Below are 18,937 nucleotides of genomic sequence, written 5' to 3' on the forward strand. Positions count from 1 at the left end.
GTATCTCCTGTTGTTAAGTGAGTTGCAGCGTTTTGGATAACCACTTGGAAAAATCGGCCATTTCCAAATCAATCACCTCATGGGCCATGTCGTAAAAATGTGTCTCATGCTTTACTCCAATCCGGTCCAGCAAGGTGTCAGTTTCCTGTGCCCATCTGCTGGGCAGAACAGCATCCCGCTTACCATGGGCAATAAATCCTGAGAGCGACTCAAGTCGATCATCAGAAGCAATCTGGGTGTGGATTTCTCTCAGCACTCTTCCGCTCAAAACTCCGAACCCTGCGAAAAGCTCTGGCTCGGTTAATCCGATACTTGCACTCATGATTCCACCCTGGCTGAAGCCCGCGATCACCGTCGGCAACGAGGGAAGCGCTTCCAGGAATTGCTTCAACAGCTGCCGGCTGGATTCAGCCTGCGTATAGCTGAACGAAGGGCCGTCGCTGGTAAAGTTGACCTGATACCACGCGAAGCCCTGAGGCCCCGTTTGTAGGGGGCCCCGTAGCAATAGAACCTCCAGATCCACCGGCAGTGATGCAGCCACGCTCGCCAGATTGACTTCGTTCGACCCAACACCGTGCAACAAAAGCAAACGGGCTTTGGGATCAACGGCGTTACAACTCTTGCGGAAGTAGATGCCAGATGTGGGTTCTTTTATCGCTTCAGAAAAGCCAATTTCATGAATCATGTTCAACAACGCCTTGAGTCGATGGAGCCGAGTCGAAAAGGTAGCTATCCATCGCCAACACTCCGTAGGTAATGCCCCCCTCCAGAACGCGCGTTTGATACTTCTCTCCGGCTGCGCCAAGAGCAATCAACAGGGGTAAGAAGTGTTCATTCGTCGGGTGAGCTCGATCAGCAGCCGGTGCAAAGCGTCGGTATTCCAACATTTGTTCTGTGTCCCCGCGCTGCAGTGTCATCGCAGTCCAGGCAGCGAAGTCTTTGACGTAGTCCGCGCTGTCGGACGTAGCTCCTCGGAACTCATAAAGGTTATGGGTCAGGCTTCCAGAAGCCACTACCAGCACGTTCATGTCGCGAAGAGGCTTGAGTGCTTTACCCAGCGCCAAGGCACCGTAGGTATCCATAGGCATGGGCATCGAGACCTGGACCACTGGCACTGTTGCTGAAGGCGCCAGGTAGAGCAGCGGCACCCACGCACCGTGATCGAGGCCGCGAGTTGCGTCCAGGCGCGCTTTCCAACCTGCCGAACCGAGCAGCTCAACAATGTGATTCGCCAGTGCCGGTGCGCCTGGGGCGGGGTAGCTCAGTTCATAAAGCTGATTTGGAAACCCACCGAAATCGTGGATGGTTTTTGGGCTGGTGCTCGAGGTGACGCAGACCTCGCCTCGAGTCATCCAGTGAGGCGAGATGACCACGATTGCATCGGGCTGCGGCAGTTCGCGACCGAGCTCGGTCAACTGTTGGCCAGCCAGACCAGGCTCGATAGCGAACATTGGAGCACCATGAGATACAAACAGCAGCGGGAGCGACGTCTTCATGGTGATTCCTCAGGGTTGCCTTACTTGTTGAGCCAGACAGGAGCAATGGAGGTACCCAGGCCCGCGCCGTAACCGAGGTAAATATTCAAACCTGCCAGCGGCTCCAGGTAGCGAGCATTAATCAGCCCGCCTGCGTCGACGGCGTTCCACCCCATGCTCTGGGCCAGCGAAACTGCCGTCTGCTTGGCGCGTTCGTTGTCGCTGGCGACAAACACGCTGCCGCGCTGGTTTTCGGCGAACTCAGGGCCATCAGCGAGCACTTGCGCAAACAGTGTGTTGAACGCCTTTACGACATGAGCCTGTGGCAGGGCTTTGGCAATTTCTTCGGAAGCGCTGGTCACATGGCCAATGGTCAAGGACATGTAGTCGGCGCTCAGCGGATTGGTGATATCCACGATCACTTTCCCAGTCAGATCACCCAAGCCTTTCAGAGCAGAGACAGCATCACTAAAGCCAGTTGCAAGGACGACCACATCGCTGTCACCCAGGGCCTCAGAAGCTATATAGGCAGTGACGTTCGGGTACTGGTCGGCCAACGCTTTGGCCTTTTCAAAGTCGCGCCCCGTGATCCGGACCGAATGACCCGCGTTGGAAAGCTGCTTGGCGAAGCCGGAGCCCATGTTGCCGGTACCAATTACGGTGACTTTCATAGCTACCTCTCCCAGATGCGTTGATTCAAGTGTCGATGGGGCTAGTCTATAGGCTTATTTTTTGAGATAAACATTGTTATATGTGATTATTTATCCCGAATGGTGGAACAATAATGGATCGCGCTCTCGAGATGCAGGTCTTCTGCACCGTCGTCGACAAAGGGAGTTTTGTAGGCGCTGCTGAACCCTTGGGAATGTCAAAGGCAGCAATATCCCGCTACGTAAACGCACTGGAGGAACGGCTGGGGGCACGCTTGCTCCATCGAACGACGCGGCGCCTCTCATTGACTGACGAGGGCCGCCAGTTCTATCACCAGGCCAGGGAGGTCCTTGCGATGATGGACGAAGCGGAAGAAGCCGTATCAGCCGCCCGGCCCGAGCCGAGCGGAGTGCTCCGGGTCAATGCACCGGTCAGTTTTGGCATCCTGCACCTTGCCCCCATCTGGGCCGACTTCATGCGTAGATATCCCAGGATTGAACTGGACATCAGTCTGAATGATCGGCTCGTGGATCTGGTCGAGGAGGGATTTGACGCCGCTGTGCGTATTGCACGGATGGAAAACTCGTCGCTAGTCGGGCGCCGGCTGGCCACCACCAGAATGTGTTTGAGTGCCTCGCCGGGATATCTGTCTAGCCATCCAGCGATACGCAAACTGGATGACCTGGCGGAACACACGATAGTGGCGTACTCCAATTACGCCAGCGGTAATGATTGGGTATTCGAGGGGCCAAGCGGTAGCGAAACCGTGCGCACACGTTCTGTCGTGCGGTGCAACAATGGAGATACCTGTCGCCATATCACTTTGGCTGATGGAGGTATTTCGTTACAACCGAGTTTCATGATTGCCGAGGATATTCGCAGAGGGGATCTGGTTGAAATCTTGCCGGAGTATAAATCCGTCGAGCTCGGGGTTTACGCGGTATACCCCAGCCGAAAACATCTTCCGGCGAAGGTAAGAGCTTTCATAAATTTCCTGGCAGAAAAATTTTCCCATCCATCGTGGGCGATATGACCTCGGCATCAGCGTGGGGAAAATCTCAACTGAAAACGCATGATGTTTCTTCAATTGGACTCTGGCGTCGACTCCTGTCCTAGCTTCCACTTAAATCGGAGACAGGCTTGAGACTATCCACCATGGACTGAGAGTTCTATCACCTCGTGCAACGCACAAAACCCTGCGTAAGCAGAAGGAATATTGCAGTCGAAACAAGGAACTCAGTTCTATGAGACTGAAACCAGAAAAAGCCGACATGGGAATAACGAAAAGAAATATGCTGGCCGCATCAGGCAGGTTCCAACCAATCGGATAGGGAGCCATCGGCCAGAAGCGGACGCTGACGGAGTTGTCCCGCCAGCGTGTCCAAGCGCCTTACTTTACCTTCACCACATCATCCGGTTTCCACGTCTGGTCGTAGAACGCATCTTCGCTGCCGTACAGGCGCAGGGCCACGAGGAAGTTACGCCCAGGAATGGTCTGGATGAAGGCCGCGTCGGCCACATCAGCCGGCTTCTCCGGGCCGAACCAGATTTCGATGGAGCCGTCCTGCTGCTTGGGGATGTCGTAGTAGCCGTTGGTGGACGGCAGCAGCTGCTTGGTTTCGGGCATGGTGCCGTCGGTGATGTTGTAGGCCGTCACGGCCCAGAACAGCGCAGCCGGCGGATTGGGCGGCAGGCGCAGCTTGTAGGTGCTGCCGCCTTCGAGGAACTTGCCGTCCTTGTCGCGGCCGGTGAAGGGGTATTTCGAGCCGGCGCCCGTAGTGTGCATGACCATCGCCGGCGCGGAGGAGTAGGCGAACTGGAAGAAGTTGGCGCGCTGGCTCACGTCCAGGTAGCTGTCCTGCATCCAGTCGTTGGTGCCGCCGGCCCAGGTGTTCTCGTACTGGCGGTCCTTGTAGTAGAGGTTGCGCTTGTCGTCGCGGCCCAGCTGGCGGTTGGCGAGGATCATCTTCGGCGCAGTCTCCACGGCCTTCTTCAGCAACTCTTCCTGCTTCGCCGTGGGCTTGAACGGTTCGCCCTTGATGATGCCGATGGACGCCAGCACACCGCGCAGCTCGGGGTCGATGGCCTCAACCGGCTCGTAGTCGACGAACGCCTTGAGCTTGGCCCAGTAGCTGTTGTCCACCGGGTACATCATGTTCAGCGCCTTGCCGCTGGCATCCGGGAACGCCATGGGTTTGACGTCCTTCTCCACCGTGAACAGCGGATAGACGCGGGTCAGCTCGGCATTCTTCACCGCCGGTGCCGGGTCAGGCTTGCCGTCACCCTTGGCCATGATGGTGCGGAAGAACAGGAAGACGTTGTAGGTGCGTGACTTGACTGCGAAATAGCCGCCCGGCACCGGGCCGTTGTAGTCCGGCGGCAGCAGCAGGTACAGGCCGCCCCGCGCGCGGTCCGGCCCCACCGCGCCGACGTCCGTCAGGGTGCGCTGGAAGAAATCGGTGAACATGCCGATGACGTTGGCCGGCGCCTTCACCACCAGCGGCCCGGTCTGTTTCAGGTCCAGGTAGCTCATCGAATAGATCACGTCGGCGTTCGGCGTGGGCACCATGGTCCGCGCGTCCATGCGCTGCTTCCAGATCGGCAGCACGTTGTAGCCGGCGCCGAAGGCCTTCTCGGAACCGTCCTTCATGCCGATGGTATTGAGCGCCGGCAGCATGGTCATGTAGGCGAATACCGCGCGCTGGTAGTACAGCTCGTCGCGCAGGTCTTCGGCCTCCTTCGGATCGAGCCAGTTGCCATTGTTGATCTGCTTGATCAGCGGCGAAGCAGGTGCCTGATCCGCCGCCTGTACCACCGGTAAATACATGAGCGAAGCGGCCAGCGCGGATAGCGCGAATACTCGGTGCATGGAACCCATGGATCAGTCTCCTGAAGGTGAGCGGCGGTGCTCGTCGCACCGCCGGGGAGAAATACAGCGGACGGCTTACTTGATCTTCTTGATCACCGGCGGTTGCCAGCTGCCATCGAGGATCGGTTCCTTGCCCCAGTACGAGCGGATGTACAGCGAGATCGGCTCCTTGGGCGAAGGCAGCCAGTTGCTCTCCTGGTCCTTGCCGGGCGAGATCGGGCCGATATGGATGGTCAGCGAACCATCGGCGTTGCGCTTGAGGTCCTTGTTCTTGGTGCCCAGGGAATAGCGGTTGAGCTTGTTGGTGCTGAACAGATGCTTCTCGTTGTACAGCGTCAGCGACCAGAAGCCGTTCACCGGGGGTTCCTGGCCGGCGGCGAAGGTCACTTCGTAGCTGTGCGCGCCGTTGAGCGGGGCGCCGGTCTTGTCGAAATCGGTATAGAAGTACTGGGTCTCGGTGGGACGGTTGTCGAACATGTTCGACTTCGCCGTACCGGTGCGGTTGAAGTAATCGATACCGAACTGCGCGTTGTTGGTCGAGCGGTTCCAGCCGTTCCCCGCCGGGCGTCCGTTGTGCTTCCACTCGAAGAACGGCTTGATGATTTCCTTCTCGCTCTCCACCGCCGTCTGCACCAGCAGCTTCTTCAGCTCCGGGTCCTTGGCGGCTGCGTCCATCAGTAGGCGGAACTGGCCGTAGAGCGCCTCTTCACCCGGCAGAGGCGGTACCATCTCCAGCACCTTGGGGAACTGGTCGAAGAATTTCTCCGGGATCACCCACTTGGTTTCCCCGCCACTGGCCTTGGCCGCGTTGGGGTTGGGGATGTCCGGGGTGTTCTTCCAATCGATGCTCTTCATCTTCCCGTCGAAGTCCTTCAACGGGTAGAAGGCGATCTGGTTGAGTTTTTCCTGGATCGCCGCACGGTCCTCGGCAGTATCGTCCATGAAGATGCGCGGGATGGCGTTGGTCAGCGCCGTGGGGCTGCGAATGATCGCCTCCACGCCCTCGGGCTTCTCACCCTTCCAGTTCGGCCCCACCAGCAGGTAGAAGCCCGGCTTGCTGCCGTAGGGTTTGCCCAGTTCGCCGACCTGGTCCGTGCGCTGGTCATAAATCGAGTAGACCCAGAACCGGTCGCCGAAATCCGGCACCTGGACGATCACCGGTTCCTCGTCCAGGGAGAAGAAGCCCAAGCCGTAGACCACGTCCTGGTTCGGGCAGGTGACGAAAGTTTCCGCCGGGGTGATGTAGTCGTGCAACATGCCCAGCTGGCCTCGCGGAGCCACCGGCAGGATGCCCCCCAGCAGGCCGGGGTGCGGCGCCTTGGTGATGGTGTCATTGCGATTGAGCATGTTCACCATCGGCCAGCCCCAGAGGTAGGCCATGCGCGCAATGGCCTTGGCGTACTCGGGATGCATCACTACACCCGTAGCGGGCTGGGTAACCTGCGCGACGGGCGACTGCTCGGCGGCCTGCAGCAGCGGCACGCCAATGGAAAGGCTCAGGACAGCGATAGGCAGCAGTTTCAGCGGGTGTGGCATCGTCGACTTCCTTGCGTTGGGAATGCGCTAAGGAGGCGAACCTGTGAACTGCGGTGGGCGTCCAGATGACGCACACGCTCAACATTCCGGGCTCCATGAATTACGGAGTCTAGATGGCGTCAGTCGCTCTACAAGTGAGTATCTTCGATAACCCTCCCTGGCCGGAAGCTGCCTCTCACTGGCGGCTGCTATCGGCCAGTGGCCGCCACTCAGCAGGCACAAACCTGGTCGTTTCTTTCCAGCAGCGGCCCTAGGCTGTCCAGGCGCTGCACCGCTCCGGGGTCGATATCGGCATTGCCGTTGCGGGCACGCTCCTCGGCCAGGCGGGCGCCGTCAGCGGCGGCGAGCGTGAACAGCCGCTCCGGGATCGGTGCCCCGCAGGTACAGGGCGAGCTTCTCGGTGCCTTCCGCCACTTCGATGCTGCGCTGACCGGCCGCTCGCCCATCGACGATGCGCCGCGCAGCCGCGGCGTACACCGAGCACATTGACTGCCACGCAGGTGCGCACCGAACCGGGCAGGATCACGCTGACACGGATGCCATGGGTGTGTTCAACCTCTGCGCACAAGGCTTCGAAGTAGCCGATCACGGCGTGCTTGGCGCCACGATAGCCGGTGCACAGCGGAGCGCCGACCCTGCCGGCTGCCGAGCTGACGACCGCCAGTTGCCGTCTGCCCTGAGCGACCGGGCGCGCTCTCGAAAGGCAGTACCAGAGAGCGCTGCGGCGCCTGCTCGGCGACAGCCTGCAGCGCTGCCTCGCGCCGGCCGGAGAGGATGACGCGCGCGCCCTGTTGCAACAGCAGGCCGGCCAGGGCCTCGCCAATGCCGGAGGAAGCTCCGGTGATCCAGACCACTTGACGCTCGAAAGCCCTGTGCCACTTCTTCTGTTGAGTAGCCGCAGGCCCGCGCGCGATGTGCCGCTCGCCCCATGTCCGTGCCGGCCAAAGCGTTGGCCCGGCGGCCATGGAGAAGCTCGCCAGGCAGCAACTGCTTGCCGGGGCGCCCAACGAAGAGGCCGTGATTGGCATCAACGGCATCTTCGCGGCGGCAGTGCGCAGGCCAATCGGCGTCAGAACGCGCCTTGCAGGGTCACCATGAAGTTGCGCGGCTCGCCGTAGAAGTTGCCCCAGGAAACGGCACCGACGCTCTGGTAGTACTTCTTGTCGAACAGGTTGTTGCCGTTGAGCGCGACCGTCCAGTGATCGTCGATGCGATAGCCCAGGCGGCCGCTGTAGATGGCGTAGTCCGATTGCACCGAGGTGACCTTGCCGCTGTGCACGGAGGTGTCGCTCTGCGCCGTCACGCCCGCCCCCAGGCTCCAGCGGTCCAGCTCGCCGGCCAGTTGATAGTCGGCCCAGGCGCGGAACAGGTGGCGCGGGAAGTAGGTGGTGGTGAAGGTCGGTTCCTGCGGATTTTCCTCGGCGCTCTTGAGGTACTTGGTCTGGGTGTAGGTGTAGCCGGCCAGCAGTTGCAGGCGATCGATGACCTCGCCGCTGATTTCCGCCTCGAAGCCCTGGGCGCGCACCTTGCCCACATCGGTGTAGCAGTAGCCGTCGGATGAGCCGGCACAGACCGTGTCGTAGTCCGCCTCGGCGCGGTGTTCCTCCACCGTACGGAACAGGTTGAAGGCGGTGTTGACCCGGCCCTCCAGCAGCTCGCCCTTGATGCCCAGCTCGTAGCTGGCGCCGGTCTTGGGTTGCAGCGGGCTGCCGGATTCGTCGGTGTAGGTGCTCTGCGGCTGGAAGATATCCGCGTAGCTGGTGTAGACGGACCACTCATCGTTGAGGTCGTAGATCAGTGCCGCGAACGGCGTGACCTGGCCGTTCTCCTGGCTGCGGTCGTGCTGCCAGTAATCCCAGGCCTGAGTGTAGGAGTCTCGGCTGTTGCGGTACCAGCTGACGCGCGACCCCAGGACCGCGGTCAAAGGCTCGGCCAGCTTCAGGCGAAGGGTGGCGTAGGTGCCGAATTGGCGGGTGTCCGAGTTGGTGGGTACCGGGCCGCCGCGGTAGGAGTTGGGCGCGTAGAAATCATCCGCCGGCTCGGGGATGTGCGAGTTGGGATGGAACGGGTCCTGCGAGGTACCCAGCAGGCTGGTCATGTTGATCAGCGCGTAGTGATCGTGGGTCCTGGCGCGGCTGGCGTTGGCGCCGACGGTCAGCTCATGCTGCAGGCCGAAGGCCTCGAATTTTCCGTCCAGGTAGGCATCGAAGCCGTAGTCGGTCTGGTCGTAGTCGAACAGCCCGGAATACACCGAGGAAGGCGCCGAGGTCGCGCCCGATGCAACACCGCCCGAGGTCTCGGACAGGGCGTACTTGATGTCCTGGTCGTTGTGGGTCCAGACGCCGGCGAACTTGAAGGCCCAGTCCTCGTTCAACTGCTGGGACAGGTCGGCGAATACCGTGGTGCGCTCGCTTTCCCAGTTGTTCCAGGTAGCGCCCAGGCAGGTCGAGCGGCTGAGCTTCAGGTCCTTGCCGTTGCTGTAGCGCGGCAGGCCGTGCCAGCACGGAGTCGCATCCAGCTTCTCGTAGGCAACGCCCAGGCCCACGGTGGTATCCGGGGTCACGTCGTAGTCCAGCGCGCCGTAGAGAATCTGGTCATTGCGCTTGCCGACATCGTAAAAATACTGGCGGTCCTGCAGCGCCACGACTGTTCGCCCACGCAGCGTGCCGGACTCGTTGAGCGGGCCGCCGGTATCCACCTGGCCGCGGTAGTTGTCCCAGGAGCCGGCCGAGAGCGACAGCTTGGTCTCCGGCACGCTCTGGCCCCGCTTGCGGACGAAATTGACACCGCCGGTGGAGCTGCCCGAGCCCTTGAGCATGCCCGCCGCGCCCTTGAGCACCTCGACCCGGTCGTAGAAGGCCATATCGCCGGAGAAGCTGTTGGCCTGGACGTACTCGCCGCCGACATCCAGCGGCACGCCGTCGTACTGGTACTGGCCCTGCATCATGAAGCCGCGGGAGTAGAAGTACTTGCCGCCCATGGGCGACTCGTAGACGGCGATGCCCGGCGTCTTCTCCATCGCCTGTTCGATGGTAGTGACGTTCTGGTCGTCCATGTAACGACGGGTCAGCACCGTCACCGACTGCGGGGTCTCGCGCAGGGTGTGCGCGCCCTTGCCGATGGTCACCGCGCGGGCCGAATAGGAATTGGTGCCCTCGGTGGTCGCGTCCAGCACCTGGCTGGACACCGTGGTGGAATCCATCTCCAGCACCGCATCCGACGGCGTCGGCACCAGGCCGAAGCCGCCGTTTTCCAGGCGGCGCACTGTCAGTTGCGTACCAGACAGGATGCGGGCAAATCCGTCTTCGATGCTGTACTCGCCATTGAGCCCGGCGCTGCGCTTGCCTTCAGTCAGGCCGGCGTTCACCGAGATGGGAATGCCGGCACTGCGGCCGAAATCGCCGAGCACCTGATCCAGCGGGCCGGCGGGAATGGCGTAGTGCTGGGTCCGCGTGACCGCGGATTCGGCCTGTGCCGGCGACATCGGCAGCAGGGCCAGCGTGGAACAGGACAGCAGGGCAAGGCCGAGCGACTGGCGCAGGGCGCGGGCGATGGGGTGAAGCGTCATGGGCAGAGGGTCCGTTTCTCGTTGTGGGCCCGCGTGAGCGAGCAGGGATTTCTCCCTAGGCCAAGCGAGAAACGAAAACCTGCCGACTTTTCGAGAATTATTTTCATTGGTGTTTTTCTGCGGCGCTCGTCTGCGATTTTCCGCAGCGCTGGGCTTCTTTCCCTAGCGCGAGCCCACGGTCACCCAGTAGCGGGTGCGCCGCTGGACCGTCACCGGCAGGCTGTCCTGCAGCATGGCCAGCACCCGGTCGGTATCGGCCAGCGGATAGGAGCCGCTCAGGCGAATACCGGCGACCGCCGGATCGCAGCGCAGCAGCCCGGGGCGATAGCGGTCCAGCTCGGCGAGAAAATCCCCAAGGCGCATGCGCTCGGCCACCAGGTAGCCATCGACCCAGGCACCGCCATTCGCTTCCAGCACCTGCGGAGCGCCGACGCCAGCCGCATCGATGCGAGCTTGCGACCCCGCCTCGATCACCCTCGCCTCGCCGCCGGCCCGCGAACTGGCAGCGACCCGCCCCTGAGTGACGGCCAGCAAGGTGCCGCGCCCGCCTTCGTCCCTGCGGACGCGGAAGCGCGTGCCAAACGGCTGCAACACTGCGTCGCCGCTGACAACCCGGAACGGCCGCCCCGCGCCATCGCGGGCGGTGAGAATCTCGATTTCGCCGTAGCGCAGGCGCAGTTCGCGAGCGCTGTCGGTGTAATGCAGGTCGACCGCGGTTGCGGTGTTGAGCCACAGGCGCGTGCCATCGGGCAGCGTGCGCGGCGTTCGCTCGCCGACGCCGGTGCGGTAGTCCGCCATGGCGCCCTGCACCCACTGCGTGTCGCGGCCCTGCCAGGCAAGCCCGCCGAGCAGGCCGAAACCGACCAGCACCTTGAGCGCCTTGCGCCGGTCCATCTCGTTGTAGTGGCGGCGACCGGCCAGCTGCCGCGCCATCGGGTCGGCCAGTGCGCCGGCGTGACGCTGCAGGCCGAGCGGGATGCTGCTCAGGCGCTGCCAGGCGCGCTCGTGCTCGCTGCTGGCCTCGCGCCAGACCAGCAACTGGCGCTGCTCGGCATCGCTCATGCAGCCCGACTGGGCCAGGGTGAACCAGGCAATCGCCTGGTCGCGGATGCTGCTGGAGATGGGCCGGGAATCGCTCTCGCGGGACATGGCGTTCACTCGAACCGGCTCGCGTAGCAGGCCGCAAACGCCTTGCTCATCGCCTTCTGCACCTGGTTGACGCTCAGTTCCAGGCGCAACGCGATCTGCGGGTAAGTCAGGCCGTCGAGCTGCGACAGCAGGAAGATTTCCCGCACCTGGGGCGCCAGGCCATGCAGGAGCTCATCGACCTCCACCAAAGCCTCGATCAGCAGCAGGCGTTCTTCCTCGGACGGCGCTACCGCTTCGGGACGCGCGGCCAGCGCTTCGAGGTAGGCCCGCTCGACCGCCTGACGGCGCCAGCGGTTGATCAGCAGGCTGTTGGCAATGGTGGCGAGGTAGGCCAGCGGCTGGCGCAGGTCGGCGATGGCGCTGCGCGAGCGCATCACCCGCACAAAGGTGTCATGGGCCAGGTCTTCCGCATCGGCGTGCTCGCCCAGGCGGCGGCGCAGCCAGCCCTTCAGCCACCCGTGGTGGGCAAGGTAAAGCCGCTCAACATCCCGTTCGAATGCCCGCTCGCTGTCCATGAACGTCCAGTACTGTTAAACATGATAATCGTTCTCAACAATACTGGATTTGCCCTGCCCTGCGCAATTGGCCGGATCATTCGGGGCAATGACCTGCTGCGGACGGCATCAGGCCATTGCCTCCACCTCAGGGCTTGATGGCGATCTTCAGCACGCCGTCGCGCTGGTGGGCGAACAGGTCGTAGGCGTTGACGATGTCGTCGAGCGCATAGTGGTGCGTCACTAGCGAGCCGAAGTCGGCGCGGTTCGACTCGATGATGCTCATCAGGCGGCGCATGCGCTCCTTACCGCCAGGGCACAGGGCGGTATTGATGCGATGGTCACCCAGGCCGGCGGCAAACGCCGAGAGCGGGATGTGCACATCGCTGGAGTAGACCCCCAGGCTCGACAGCGTCCCGCCCGGCTTGAGTACCTTCATCGCCTGCTCGAAGGTGCTCGGCAGCCCCAGGCATTCGATGGACGAATCGGCGCCGCGCCCACCGGTGAGCTTCATCACCTCCTCCACCACGTCGCACTTGGTGAAGTCCAGGGTGACGTCGGCCCCCATGCTGCGGGAAATGTCCAACCGGTGCGCGTTGCCATCCACCGCGATGATGGTCGAGGCACCCAGCAGGCGGGCGCCAGCGGTGGCGCACAGGCCGATCGGCCCCTGGGCGAAGACGACCACGGTGTCGCCGATACGGATATTGGCGTTCTCGGCGCCCTTGAAGCCAGTGGACATGATGTCGGGGCACATCAGCACCTGTTCGTCGGTGAGACTGTCCGGGATCGGCGCGAGGTTGCCTTCGGCATCGGGCACCAGGACGTACTCGGCCTGGGTACCGTCGATCAGGTTGCCGAAGCGCCAGCCGGCGGTGGCCTTGTAGCCGTGGCAGGCGCAGCGACCGCTCTCGACGAGGTAGCTGCCATCCTGCGAGGGCACGCCATCCTGCGCGGCATAGGAATTGAAATTCGGGCAGATCGCACCGGCAATGACCCGCTGGCCCTCGCGGTAGCCCTTGACCGCGCTGCCGAGCTTCTCGATGACGCCAACCGGTTCGTGCCCGACGGTCAGCCCCCTGGCCACCGGGTACTCGCCCTTGAGGATGTGCACGTCGGTGCCGCAGATGGTGGTCGTGGTGATGCGGATCAGCGCGTCGTTGGGGCCGACCTCGGGGATGGGTTTGTCCGCCAGCTCGATTCGCCCCGGTTCCACGAAGATCGCCGCTTTCATCATTGCCATCGTTGTTTCTCCTCGCTTGGAATGCACCATGGATGCACAGGACCGGGGATCGCAGGGAACGACTGCCCGCGGCGCCTCGGCCGACCGGACCCAGTGTGCTTGGCCGGAGCGAAATCCCTTTGATGCATATCAAGCCAGGGGAAGCTCGCTCGGCAGCCTGCCTGCCGGGAACGCTGGCGGGCTGATAGAGCATTGACCGGAATCGCCAGAAAACAAGGCGCGCGGACAGTCCGGCGAGCATGTGCAACTCCACCGGCGGGAGGTCCAGCGCGATGCCCTGGTAGCGCGCGTGGAAGGTGCGCTACCAGCTCCAGCTCGACGCCTGGGTGCCGGAGCGCCGCCGCAGTGACCCTGTACAAGACCCTCGCGCGATGGCTGGGAAAGCTGCGCAGCGCCTGCCGCCCAGCGCCCACCGGAGGAATCGTTCGAGGCCCGCGGAGGTTACAATGGGCACCACGCCGATTCCCCCGGATCGGGCACGCCCGGAGCCAGCTTCAGATGTTCACCCTCGTAAACCTCGACACCTCGCCCCCCGAATCCCTGAAAAGCCAGGTGCTGCAGATGGTGGTGGACTATTTCAGCGACGTCAGCCCGGTGCCGCTGACGCCGAGCAACCCGCTGTTCCAGCTGTACCAGTACGTGATCGGCTTCGAGGTGCACCTGTACCTGCAGGCCATGAACGGCTCGCCGGACGGTCCCACGCGGCTGATCCTCGCCCTGGATGATGAAGACCCATCGCAGGTGCTGGGTTTCGCCCTCTACCTGCCGAGCCAGGATGACGCCCAGGCCTGCACCCTGGCCTACCTCGCCGTCCAGGCCAGCCACCGCCGGCGCGGTATCGCCCGCGCCATGCTGCAGAAGATGCTCGAGCATCGCCCCCACGCGGAACTGGCCTGTGCGGCGGGCAAGGTGCCGGTCTTCGAGGCGATGGGCTTCCGCATCCTGGCGGCGCAGGGGCCGCACGTGCTGCTGAACACCCGCGACCGGCGTTCCGACGGCATGGTCGCGGTGCAGGATCTCGCGCCGATCTACCAGTCCAAGGAAGTGCGGCAGATCCACACCTATCTGGTGAAGCAGAAGGGCAGCAAGGCGATGCGCGAGGCCGAGCAGAAACGCGATCGCCTGCTGGACCAGATGACCTGGCAAGCCCGGGAACTGGTCAAGGCGCGCTTCCCGACGATTCACTGAGGGGCGGTTCGAGTCGTCTGCCGCGTCCCCGGGCAGGAGATTCCGCGCGGTGCCTCAGCGCCCGGATTCGGGCATGTAGAACGCCACCAGATCGAGACAGGCACTGATGCCATGCTCGATGGCCTTCATGTTGCGCCGACGCTGCCAGTCCAGCCACAAGCCATCGAGCATGGCCATGATGGCGTCGGCCGAGTTCTCGATACGCTCGGCGCCCACCTCGCGCTCCTCGGCGATCCTGCGCAGGATTTCCACCAGGCGTTCGCGGTAGATGGCGTAGAGCTTGCGCTCGGTGTCGGCGATGTCTTCCTGGAACAGCGAGGCGGACCACAGGTCGATGCGCACCGACAGGTAGCTGCGGTCGAGAAAGGTGCTGGTGAAGCCACTGCGCAGGAACACTTCCAGCTGCGCCATGGACGTGCGCGGCTCGGCCACCAGCCCCGCGCGGGTCGCTTCGTAGAGCTGGTGCGAGGCGTACTTGTAGGCCTCCACCAGCAGCTCGTTCATGTCCTTGAAGTGGTAGCTGATGTGCCCCAGCGCCATCTCGGCGCGCGCCGCCACCTTGCGCGCGGACAGCTTGGCGTAGCCCTCCTCGCTCAGACAGAGGAAGGCAGCCTTGATGATCTCCTCGCGGCGCAATTCAGGGTCGTAGACCTTTTTCGTTTTCCGTTGCGCCGCTTTCTGCTGCGCCACCTTCTGTTGTGACATGGCGTGCCGATTCCAAGGTTGGCAGTTGGGGCGGATTATTCCGCCCCGCGTCCGTCATGGTCAAAAGTTAGTTCATTCAGAGCCTGATCCAGGTCGCCTTGAGTTCGGTGTACTTGTCGAAGGCATGCAGCGAACGGTCACGCCCGTTGCCGGACTGCTTGAAGCCGCCGAAGGGCGCGGTCATGTCGCCGCCCGAGTATTGGTTGACCCACACCGAGCCGGCCCGCAGCGCACGCGAAACCTGGTGCGCGCGGGACAGGTTGGACGTCCACAAGGCCGCCGCCAGGCCGTAGGGCGTGTCGTTGGCGATGGCCACCGCCTCCTCGGCATCCTTGAAGCTGATGACCGAGAGCACGGCGCCGAAGATTTCCTCGCGGGCGATACGCATGTCGTTGCGCACGCCATCGAAGACCACCGGCGCCAGGTAGCAACCCTCGCTTTCGCCGCTGCCGGCCACCAGCCGGGCGCCCTCCTCCAGGCCGCTGGCGATGTAGCCCTGCACCAACTGCAGATGCTGGGCGTCAACCAGTGCGCCATAGCGACTGGCCGGATCAAGGGCGTCGTTCGGCGTCCACGCGGCCAGTGCTTCACGCAGATGCTCGAGGAATTCTTCGCGCACCGACTCCTGCACCAGCAGGCGCGAACCGGCAGTGCAGACCTGGCCCTGGTTGTAGGCGATGGCGGCGGCGGCACTGATAGCCGCCGCGCGCAGCTCGGGCGCATCGGCGAAGACGATGTTCGGGCTCTTGCCACCGGCCTCGGTCCACACGCGCTTGAGGTTGGACTGCCCGGCGGCGACCATCAGGCGCTTGGCCACGCCGGTCGAGCCGGTGAAGGCGATGGCGTCGACGTCCATGTGCCGCGACAGGGCGTCACCGGCCTCGGCGCCATAGCCCGGCACCACGTTCAACACACCCACGGGGATGCCCGCCTCGCAGGCCAGCCGAGCGATACGGATGGCCGTCAGCGGCGAGCGCTCGGACGGCTTGAGCACCACGGAGTTGCCACACGCCAGCGCCGGGCCGAGCTTCCAGCTGGCCATCAGCAGCGGGAAGTTCCACGGCACTATCACGCCAACCACGCCCACGGCTTCGCGGGTGACCAGGCCCAGCTGGTCCTCGGCGGTGGCGGCGATCTCGCCGTAGACCTTGTCGATGGCCTCGGCGGACCAGCGAATGGCATTGGCCGCGCCGGGCACGTCGGTGGCCAGGGAGTGGGCGATGGGCTTGCCCATGTCGAGGGTTTCCAGCAGCGCCAGCTCCTCGGCGTGGCTTTCCAGCAGATCGGCGAAACGGATCAGGATGCGCTTGCGCTGCACCGGTGCCATGCGCGACCAGTGCCCGGCCTCGAATACCCGGCGCGCGCTGGCCACGGCACGCTCAATGTCAGCTGCGCCACCTCGTGCGATGGCCGCCAGGCGGCGCCCGTCGAGTGGGCTGGCCTTGTCGAAGGTGCGCAGGTCCTGCGCGCTGCAGTAATCACCGTCGATGAAGCAGCGACCTTCGATGGCGAGCGTTGCCGCGCGCTCGCTCCAGTCCTGCAGAGTTGTTGCGGTCATGGTTTGCTCCTTGAGCGGAAATGAGTTCAGGCCACACCCCGTTGCGACAGGCCGTCGAGCCAGTCCGGGTCCATCTGCGGCATGCTGTCGAGCAGGCGCGTGACGTAGCTGTCGCACGGCGGCGTGAACACCCGCTGCTTGTCGCCGAAATCGACGACGCGGCCAGCCTTGAGCACCAGCACGTCGTCGGCGATGGACTTCACCACCGACAGGTCGTGGGTGATGAACAGGTAGGTGATGCCCAGGCGCTGCTTGAGGTCGTCGATCAGCCGCAGGATGCCCTCCGCGACAAGCTGGTCGAGGGCGCTGGTGATCTCGTCACAGACGATCACCGCCGGGTCCGCCGCCAGGGCGCGGGCAATGCCCACCCGCTGTTTCTGCCCGCCGGACAGTTCGCCCGGCCGCCGGGCCATGAAGCGGCCGGGTTCCAGGCCCACGGCATCGAGCAATTCACGGGTTCGTTCTTCGCGCCGGGCAGCATCGAGGCCGCCATAGAACTGCAGTGGTCGCCCGACGATGTCACCGATGCGGTGGCGCGGGTTCAGCGCGGTGTCGGCCATCTGGTAGATCATCTGGATCGAACGCAGCTCGTCCCGGCTGCGCTTGGCGTAATGCCCCGCAAGCGGCCTGCCCTGGAACAGGATGCTGCCCTCGCGGCTGGGCAAGGCCCCGGTGATGCAACGCCCCAGCGTCGACTTGCCCGAGCCGGACTCGCCGACGATGGCCAGCGTGCGCCCCGGAAAGACCTTCAGCGACACGTCGTCGAGCACCTGTTTGTTGCCGTAGCCGGCGCGGATGCCGCGCAGCTCCAGCAGCGGTTGCTGGTCGGCGGCCACCGGCGGACGCGCCTCACACGCGAGGTTGCGTACCGCCCACAGCGAGCGGGTGTAGTCCGCCTGCGGCTCGGCGATCACCCGGCGCTTGTCGCCGCGTTCGACCATGTGGCCATCCTTGAGCACCATCACCTCGTCGGCCATCTGCGCCACCACGGCGAGGTCGTGGGAGATGTAGATGGCCGCCACCTGGAACTCGCGGACCAGCTCGCGGATGGTCAGCAGGACGTCGATCTGCGTGGTGACGTCCAGTGCCGTGGTCGGTTCGTCGAAGATGATCAGGTCCGGCCGGCAGGACATCGCCATGGCCGTCATGATCCGCTGCAACTGGCCGCCTGACACCTGGTGCGGATAGCGCTCGCCGATCGACTCGGGCTCGGGCAGGGAAATCTTCCGGTACAGCGCCACCGCATCCCGGCGCGCCTGTTCGCGGGGCGCCAGGCCGTGCTCCAGGGCGCTCTCGCAGTGCTGGTCGATCAACCGGTGCGCCGGGTTGAAGCTCGCCGCCGCGGACTGCGCCACATAGGCGATGCGCGCGCCGAGCAGCTCGCGATGCAGCGCTTCGGGCACCTGGCGCAGGTCGATGCCGTCGAAGAGAATCTCGCCGCCGCTGATGCGGCAGCCGTCGCGGGTGTAGCCCATGGCGGCGAGGCCGATGGTGGACTTGCCGGCGCCGGACTCGCCGACCAGGCCGAGTATCCTGCCGCGCTGCAATTGCAGGTCGATGCCGTGGACGATCTCGCTCCAGCCGTCCGCGCCGCCGGCCTCGATGCGCAGGCCGGTAATCTTCAGTAGGGGTTCGCTCATGCTGCGTGTCCTCGGACAATAGGTGGGCAGGACGGTCATCGCCGCTGGGCGAGGAACCAGTCGGCAACGAAGTTGACGGCGATCGCCAGCACGCCGATGGCGGCGGCAGGGATCAATGGCGTCAGGTCGCCAAAGGAAATCAGCGAGGCATTCTCGCGGACCATGCTGCCCCAGTCCGCCAGCGGCGGTTGCAACCCCAGGCCAAGGAACGACAGCGAGGAAATGGTCAGGAACACGAAGCAGAAGCGCAGGCCGAATTCCGCCACCAGCGGTGCCCGCACATTGGGCAGCAGTTCCACCGCCACCAGCCAGAACAGCCCTTCGCCGCGCAGCCGGGCCACCTCCATGTAGTCGGTCACCACCACGTTGAGCGACACCGAGCGCGCCAGGCGGAAGATACGCGTGGCGTCCACCAGGGCGATGACGAACACCAGGTTGGCGATGCTGGTGCCGAAGATGGTCAGCAGGAGCAGCGCGCAGATCAGCTGCGGCACCGCCATCAGCACGTCCACCAGGCGTGACAGCGCACTGTCCACCCAGCCGCCCATGGCAGCGGCGATCAGCCCCAGCGAACCGCCGATGAAGAAGGCCAGCGCGGTGGACAGCAGCGCGATGCCGATGGTGTTGCGCGCGGCGAAGATCACCCGCGAGAGCATGTCGCGCCCCAGGGCATCGGTGCCCAGCCAGTGCTGCGCGCTCCAGGGGTCGTATTCGCCGCCGACGATCTCGGTCTCGCCGAAGGGTGCCACCAGCGGGCCGAACAGCGCGAGGAAGGTGTAGAAAAGGATGATCAGCAGGCCGATGCGGGCGGTCCAGGTCATCTGCTTGAAGGTTGCGATCAAGGCATTCATCGGCTCGTTC

At 63.8% G+C, this 18,937-nt stretch carries 16 protein-coding genes and 2 pseudogenes; 3 read left to right on the forward strand and 15 right to left on the reverse strand.

Annotated elements, in window-relative coordinates:
- Nucleotides 1–13 precede the first annotated feature (13 nt).
- The 3 genes from LDJ84_RS18695 to LDJ84_RS18705 are packed head-to-tail and all read right to left on the reverse strand — an operon-like array spanning nucleotide 14 to nucleotide 2,146.
- Nucleotides 14–685, reverse strand: a complete 672-nt coding sequence (locus LDJ84_RS18695; RefSeq protein WP_084357269.1) for an alpha/beta hydrolase — start codon at nucleotides 683–685, stop codon at nucleotides 14–16.
- Complete coding sequence (locus LDJ84_RS18700; RefSeq protein WP_024763478.1) at nucleotides 675–1,496, reverse strand: DODA-type extradiol aromatic ring-opening family dioxygenase; 822 nt, start codon at nucleotides 1,494–1,496, stop codon at nucleotides 675–677. The genes LDJ84_RS18695 and LDJ84_RS18700 overlap by 11 nt, the downstream gene beginning before the upstream one ends.
- Nucleotides 1,497–1,516: 20 nt before the next feature.
- Nucleotides 1,517–2,146 carry an NADPH-dependent F420 reductase gene (locus LDJ84_RS18705; RefSeq protein ID WP_024763479.1) on the reverse strand — a complete coding sequence of 210 codons (630 nt, stop codon included), beginning with the start codon at nucleotides 2,144–2,146 and terminating at the stop codon, nucleotides 1,517–1,519.
- Nucleotides 2,147–2,259: 113 nt separating this feature from the next.
- Here LDJ84_RS18705 and LDJ84_RS18710 point away from each other — a divergent pair, with 113 nt between their 5' ends.
- Nucleotides 2,260–3,159 carry a LysR family transcriptional regulator gene (locus LDJ84_RS18710; protein WP_024763480.1) on the forward strand — a complete coding sequence of 300 codons (900 nt, stop codon included), beginning with the start codon at nucleotides 2,260–2,262 and terminating at the stop codon, nucleotides 3,157–3,159.
- A 357-nt stretch (nucleotides 3,160–3,516) separates the two neighbouring features.
- On the opposite strand, the gene LDJ84_RS18715 is transcribed toward LDJ84_RS18710, so the two are convergent.
- Nucleotides 3,517–5,004, reverse strand: coding sequence for a DUF1254 domain-containing protein (locus LDJ84_RS18715; protein ID WP_226045239.1), 1,488 nt, complete (start codon nucleotides 5,002–5,004; stop codon nucleotides 3,517–3,519).
- Between the two features lie 66 nt (nucleotides 5,005–5,070).
- Complete coding sequence (locus tag LDJ84_RS18720; protein ID WP_226045240.1) at nucleotides 5,071–6,531, reverse strand: DUF1254 domain-containing protein; 1,461 nt, start codon at nucleotides 6,529–6,531, stop codon at nucleotides 5,071–5,073.
- Between the two features lie 348 nt (nucleotides 6,532–6,879).
- On the opposite strand from LDJ84_RS18720, the gene LDJ84_RS18725 reads away from it, so the two are divergent.
- Nucleotides 6,880–7,020, forward strand: coding sequence for a hypothetical protein (locus LDJ84_RS18725; RefSeq protein WP_226046633.1), 141 nt, complete (start codon nucleotides 6,880–6,882; stop codon nucleotides 7,018–7,020).
- A 37-nt stretch (nucleotides 7,021–7,057) separates the two neighbouring features.
- Here LDJ84_RS18725 and LDJ84_RS18730 read toward each other — a convergent pair.
- From LDJ84_RS18730 to LDJ84_RS18755, 6 genes and pseudogenes are all read right to left on the reverse strand, one after another.
- Nucleotides 7,058–7,354 (reverse strand): annotated as a pseudogene (locus LDJ84_RS18730) (hypothetical protein); the annotation flags it as partial.
- Nucleotides 7,311–7,568: pseudogene (locus LDJ84_RS18735) on the reverse strand (hypothetical protein); the annotation flags it as partial. The pseudogenes LDJ84_RS18730 and LDJ84_RS18735, both read right to left, overlap by 44 nt.
- 32 nt (nucleotides 7,569–7,600) lie before the next feature.
- Complete coding sequence (locus tag LDJ84_RS18740; protein ID WP_226045241.1) at nucleotides 7,601–10,099, reverse strand: TonB-dependent siderophore receptor; 2,499 nt, start codon at nucleotides 10,097–10,099, stop codon at nucleotides 7,601–7,603.
- A 162-nt stretch (nucleotides 10,100–10,261) separates the two neighbouring features.
- Complete coding sequence (locus LDJ84_RS18745; protein ID WP_205896346.1) at nucleotides 10,262–11,248, reverse strand: FecR domain-containing protein; 987 nt, start codon at nucleotides 11,246–11,248, stop codon at nucleotides 10,262–10,264.
- Nucleotides 11,249–11,253: 5 nt separating this feature from the next.
- Nucleotides 11,254–11,763 carry a sigma-70 family RNA polymerase sigma factor gene (locus tag LDJ84_RS18750; RefSeq protein ID WP_024763486.1) on the reverse strand — a complete coding sequence of 170 codons (510 nt, stop codon included), beginning with the start codon at nucleotides 11,761–11,763 and terminating at the stop codon, nucleotides 11,254–11,256.
- A 127-nt stretch (nucleotides 11,764–11,890) separates the two neighbouring features.
- Nucleotides 11,891–12,985 (reverse strand): NAD(P)-dependent alcohol dehydrogenase, encoded by a 1,095-nt coding sequence (locus LDJ84_RS18755; RefSeq protein ID WP_169939467.1) that lies wholly within the window; start codon nucleotides 12,983–12,985, stop codon nucleotides 11,891–11,893.
- A 498-nt stretch (nucleotides 12,986–13,483) separates the two neighbouring features.
- Between LDJ84_RS18755 and LDJ84_RS18760 the strand changes: the two genes are divergently transcribed.
- Nucleotides 13,484–14,173, forward strand: coding sequence for a GNAT family N-acetyltransferase (locus tag LDJ84_RS18760; protein ID WP_065084086.1), 690 nt, complete (start codon nucleotides 13,484–13,486; stop codon nucleotides 14,171–14,173).
- Between the two features lie 54 nt (nucleotides 14,174–14,227).
- Here the strand turns inward: LDJ84_RS18760 and LDJ84_RS18765 are convergent, their stop codons facing one another.
- The 4 genes from LDJ84_RS18765 to LDJ84_RS18780 all read right to left on the reverse strand — a co-directional run bounded on the left by LDJ84_RS18765 (nucleotide 14,228) and on the right by LDJ84_RS18780 (nucleotide 18,927).
- Entirely contained in the window at nucleotides 14,228–14,878 is a 651-nt protein-coding gene (locus LDJ84_RS18765) for a TetR/AcrR family transcriptional regulator (RefSeq protein ID WP_226045242.1), read from the reverse strand.
- A 76-nt stretch (nucleotides 14,879–14,954) separates the two neighbouring features.
- The gene (locus LDJ84_RS18770; RefSeq protein ID WP_226045243.1) at nucleotides 14,955–16,436 is read right to left on the reverse strand and encodes an aldehyde dehydrogenase; all 1,482 of its coding nucleotides are present in this window, start codon (nucleotides 16,434–16,436) and stop codon (nucleotides 14,955–14,957) included.
- A gap of 26 nt (nucleotides 16,437–16,462) precedes the next feature.
- Nucleotides 16,463–18,076, reverse strand: a complete 1,614-nt coding sequence (locus LDJ84_RS18775) for an ABC transporter ATP-binding protein (RefSeq protein WP_226045244.1) — start codon at nucleotides 18,074–18,076, stop codon at nucleotides 16,463–16,465.
- Between the two features lie 35 nt (nucleotides 18,077–18,111).
- Entirely contained in the window at nucleotides 18,112–18,927 is an 816-nt protein-coding gene (locus tag LDJ84_RS18780; RefSeq protein ID WP_024763491.1) for an ABC transporter permease, read from the reverse strand.
- Nucleotides 18,928–18,937 lie beyond the last annotated feature (10 nt).

Origin of the sequence: Pseudomonas sp. HS-18, from assembly GCF_020401845.1 — a bacterium.
GTDB lineage: Bacteria > Pseudomonadota > Gammaproteobacteria > Pseudomonadales > Pseudomonadaceae > Pseudomonas > Pseudomonas nitroreducens.

Bases quoted from the DNA above. Each gene is read 5' to 3' on its own strand.
- LDJ84_RS18700 (WP_024763478.1), bottom strand. From the start codon at position 1,496: ATGAAGACGTCGCTCCCGCTGCTGTTTGTATCTCATGGTGCTCCAATG.
- LDJ84_RS18760 (WP_065084086.1), top strand. From the start codon at position 13,484: ATGTTCACCCTCGTAAACCTCGACACCTCGCCCCCCGAATCCCTGAAA.
- LDJ84_RS18770 (WP_226045243.1), bottom strand. From the start codon at position 16,436: ATGACCGCAACAACTCTGCAGGACTGGAGCGAGCGCGCGGCAACGCTC.
- LDJ84_RS18740 (WP_226045241.1), bottom strand. From the start codon at position 10,099: ATGACGCTTCACCCCATCGCCCGCGCCCTGCGCCAGTCGCTCGGCCTT.
- LDJ84_RS18720 (WP_226045240.1), bottom strand. From the start codon at position 6,531: ATGCCACACCCGCTGAAACTGCTGCCTATCGCTGTCCTGAGCCTTTCC.
- LDJ84_RS18750 (WP_024763486.1), bottom strand. From the start codon at position 11,763: ATGGACAGCGAGCGGGCATTCGAACGGGATGTTGAGCGGCTTTACCTT.
- LDJ84_RS18705 (WP_024763479.1), bottom strand. From the start codon at position 2,146: ATGAAAGTCACCGTAATTGGTACCGGCAACATGGGCTCCGGCTTCGCC.
- LDJ84_RS18765 (WP_226045242.1), bottom strand. From the start codon at position 14,878: ATGTCACAACAGAAGGTGGCGCAGCAGAAAGCGGCGCAACGGAAAACG.
- LDJ84_RS18780 (WP_024763491.1), bottom strand. From the start codon at position 18,927: ATGAATGCCTTGATCGCAACCTTCAAGCAGATGACCTGGACCGCCCGC.
- LDJ84_RS18775 (WP_226045244.1), bottom strand. From the start codon at position 18,076: ATGAGCGAACCCCTACTGAAGATTACCGGCCTGCGCATCGAGGCCGGC.
- LDJ84_RS18745 (WP_205896346.1), bottom strand. From the start codon at position 11,248: ATGTCCCGCGAGAGCGATTCCCGGCCCATCTCCAGCAGCATCCGCGAC.
- LDJ84_RS18755 (WP_169939467.1), bottom strand. From the start codon at position 12,985: ATGGCAATGATGAAAGCGGCGATCTTCGTGGAACCGGGGCGAATCGAG.
- LDJ84_RS18710 (WP_024763480.1), top strand. From the start codon at position 2,260: ATGGATCGCGCTCTCGAGATGCAGGTCTTCTGCACCGTCGTCGACAAA.
- LDJ84_RS18715 (WP_226045239.1), bottom strand. From the start codon at position 5,004: ATGGGTTCCATGCACCGAGTATTCGCGCTATCCGCGCTGGCCGCTTCG.
- LDJ84_RS18695 (WP_084357269.1), bottom strand. From the start codon at position 685: ATGATTCATGAAATTGGCTTTTCTGAAGCGATAAAAGAACCCACATCT.